Annotated in this window: 3 protein-coding genes; 2 read left to right on the forward strand and 1 reads right to left on the reverse strand. The window is 53.3% G+C overall.

All coding sequences use genetic code 11. The annotated features are described in order from the left end of the window. A partial coding sequence (locus tag KDK14_RS08060) for a trypsin-like peptidase domain-containing protein (RefSeq protein ID WP_257264574.1) occupies positions 1–511 on the reverse strand: 511 nt, incomplete at its 3' end. Between the two features lie 92 nt (positions 512–603). On the opposite strand from KDK14_RS08060, the gene KDK14_RS08065 reads away from it, so the two are divergent. Both KDK14_RS08065 and KDK14_RS08070 read left to right on the forward strand, forming a co-directional pair. Further along, positions 604–1392, forward strand: a complete 789-nt coding sequence (locus KDK14_RS08065) for a Nif3-like dinuclear metal center hexameric protein (RefSeq protein ID WP_306671488.1) — start codon at positions 604–606, stop codon at positions 1390–1392. Positions 1393–1599: 207 nt separating this feature from the next. Beyond that, positions 1600–2916 carry an anaerobic C4-dicarboxylate transporter family protein gene (locus tag KDK14_RS08070; RefSeq protein WP_257264575.1) on the forward strand — a complete coding sequence of 439 codons (1317 nt, stop codon included), beginning with the start codon at positions 1600–1602 and terminating at the stop codon, positions 2914–2916. Positions 2917–2972: the final 56 nt, after the last annotated feature.

Consider the following 2972-nt stretch of genomic DNA (forward strand, 5'->3'; position numbering starts at 1 on the left):
CCACATCACCGATTTCTGCGCTGCCAGAGTCCACCAGGTCCAGATAGGGCAGGTCTTTCAGGTTGATTTTTAACACGGCAAGATCGCTTTCCGGGTCGGTACCAATAATGCTGGCTTTGACTTCCCGGCCATCGCGCAGGGTAATCATCAGTCTGGCTGCATGTTGAATCACATGGTGGTTGGTCAGGATATAGCCTTCAGGATCGACAATAACACCGGAACCTTCCGGGGTGTTGCGGGCGTGGGTTCTCTGGGGCAGTGGCAGGTTGCTGTCACCACGCTGTGACAGACTGCTGGTGGAGATACTGACCACGGCCGGTGCTGCCTTTTTCACGGCGTCACTGTAGGAAACCTGCCCGGTGACATTGAAAACCCTGGCTGATTGTTCAATAAAGCGGTTGCGGGATTGTTCTGAAATACCACCGAACTCTGGCTTGATCAGCAGGACTGTGATCGCAATCAATAGCCCGATCAGGATGGGTAAGCCAACCGACTTAAGCAGTTTTTTCATTCGCAGCCCATGGGAATTGCCATTATGTGATTATAATGAGACCAATAAAATACGATTGTTAATATACCGCGATGTAAGGATGGAGAGAACCGATGGTGCCCACATCACAAGATATGACATTAAAAGAAATGGTGGCATTACTGGACCAGGAATTGCAGCCTGGCCTGTTCAAGGATTACTGCCCCAATGGCCTTCAGGTGGATGCCAGTCCGGCAGCGGACGCACCGATCAAGAAGATCGTCACGGGGGTCACGGCCTGTCAGGCGCTGATTGACCGGGCCATTGAACTGAAGGCCGATGCCATTCTGGTGCATCATGGCTATTTCTGGCGTGGGGAAGATGCGGTGATTACCGGCAGCAAACGGCGGCGCATTGAAACGTTGCTGGCGAACCATATCAGCCTGGTTGCCTATCATTTACCGTTGGATGCCCATTCGGTGTTGGGCAATAACGCTGAGCTTGCCCGCTTGATGGGTTGGGATGTGGTCGGTGGCATGGAGCCGGGAGCCAGATTGCCGGTGGGTAACTGGGGAACAACAGGGCGAAAACTGTCGCTGGATGAGTTGAGCCAGGAAATTTCCGGCAAGCTGGGGCGCGATCCGCTGGTGATTGCCGGAGGAGACCACCCTGTCAAAACCATCGCCTGGTGCACCGGGGCCGCGCAAAACATGATTGACAAGGCCCTGAACCTGGGGGTGGATGCTTACGTCAGTGGTGAGATTTCAGAATCAACGGTGCATTTTGCCAGGGAAAATGGCATTCATTACATCAGTGCCGGCCACCATGCTACCGAGCGTTATGGCGTTCAGGCACTGGCTCGCTGGCTGCATGATGAAACGGGTATTGAGCAGGAGTTTGTTGATATCGATTCTCCGGTATGATCTTTTCCTTTGATTGTTATTGAAAGGCAGATTGACTGATTCCTTGAGCGCAGTTGAATTTGTTGCTTTAAGTCAATCTGTATAAAAAAGAACCCCGGTACACTTCCCCCCTGTTTTTCCTCTGCCTCTGCCTGAGGGATTTCCCACAGCAGCGAGGCAGCTTTGTCTTGGGGTTTTACAGCACTTTCGTGTTGTCGGGGGGTAATTATGATTTGGCTGCAATTGGCCATTGTGATTCTGTGCATACTGGTGGGTGCACGTATCGGGGGAATCGGTCTTGGTTTGATGGGGGGTGTGGGTCTTGCCATTCTCTCTTTTGTGTTCGGTATTCAGCCGACCTCTCCACCGATTGATGTTATGTTGATGATTCTGGCAGTGGTTTCTGCTGCCGCCTGTATGCAGGCTGCCGGTGGCATGGACTACCTGGTGCAGCTGGCTGAACGTATTCTCAGAAAAAATCCAAAGCGTATTACCTTTATTGCGCCGGCGGTGACTTACTTCTTCACCATGTTTGCCGGTACGGGTCATGTCGCTTACTCGGTGTTGCCGGTTATTGCTGAAGTTGCCCGCCGGACCGGTGTGCGCCCGGAGCGCCCCATGTCCATGGCGGTCATCGCTTCTCAGGTGGGTATTGTTGCCAGCCCGATTGCCGCCGCCACCGTTGCCATGCTGACCATCATGTCGACAAGGTATGACATTACCCTGGGACAGATTCTGGGCACCACCATTCCGGCAACGATGATTGGCCTGTTCCTTGCCGCCCTGGTGACCAACAAGCTGGGCAAAGAGCTGAAGGATGACCCTGAATATCAGCGGCGGATGCAAGACCCGGAGTTTCGCCGCAAGATGGAAGAGACCACCACGGTTTCTGCGGCTGAACTGAAGCCGGGGGCGAAAATCTCCGTTCTGCTGTTTCTGTTTGGTGCTGTTCTGGTGGTTCTGATGGGGGCCATTCCCGGGTTACGTCCTCAGTTCAATGGTTCTGCCATGTACATGGCGCATACCATTGAAATCATCATGCTGGCAGTATCAGCACTGATGGTCTGGCTGGGTAAGGCGGATGTTGCTGAAGCAAGCCGTGGCGATGTATTCCTTGCGGGTATGCGGGCAATTATTGCTATCTTCGGTATTGCCTGGCTGGGTGACAGCTTTTTCGGTGCCCACGATGCGCTGTTGAAAGGCAGTATCTCTGATCTGGTACAAAGTGCTCCATGGGCATTTGCCATCGCGCTGTTTATTCTGTCTGTGATGGTTAACAGCCAGGGTGCCACCACCTCGACCCTGATGCCTCTGGGTGTGGCCCTTGGCTTGCCAGTGGCGTCCCTGGTGGCCATGTTTCCGGCCGTTAACGGTTACTTCTTTGTACCGAACTACGGTCCGATCATTGCCGCTATCGACTTTGACAGCACTGGCACGACCCGCATTGGCAAGTATGTGTTTAACCACAGTTTTATGCTGCCGGGTCTGATGTCGATTGGGTTCTCTGTGGTGGCCGGTTTTGTGTTCAGCAGCATTGTGCTGTAAAGGAGCTGTCCTGAAATAACTTCGACATTTCTACAGACGCTACCCGCTGCCCGCTT

The organism is Endozoicomonas sp. ONNA2 (genome assembly GCF_024606365.1).
GTDB lineage: Bacteria > Pseudomonadota > Gammaproteobacteria > Pseudomonadales > Endozoicomonadaceae > Endozoicomonas.

Excerpts from the sequence above, each read along its gene's own strand:
- KDK14_RS08065 (WP_306671488.1), top strand. The coding sequence starts at position 604 with ATGGTGCCCACATCACAAGATATGACATTAAAAGAAATGGTGGCATTA.
- KDK14_RS08070 (WP_257264575.1), top strand. The coding sequence starts at position 1,600 with ATGATTTGGCTGCAATTGGCCATTGTGATTCTGTGCATACTGGTGGGT.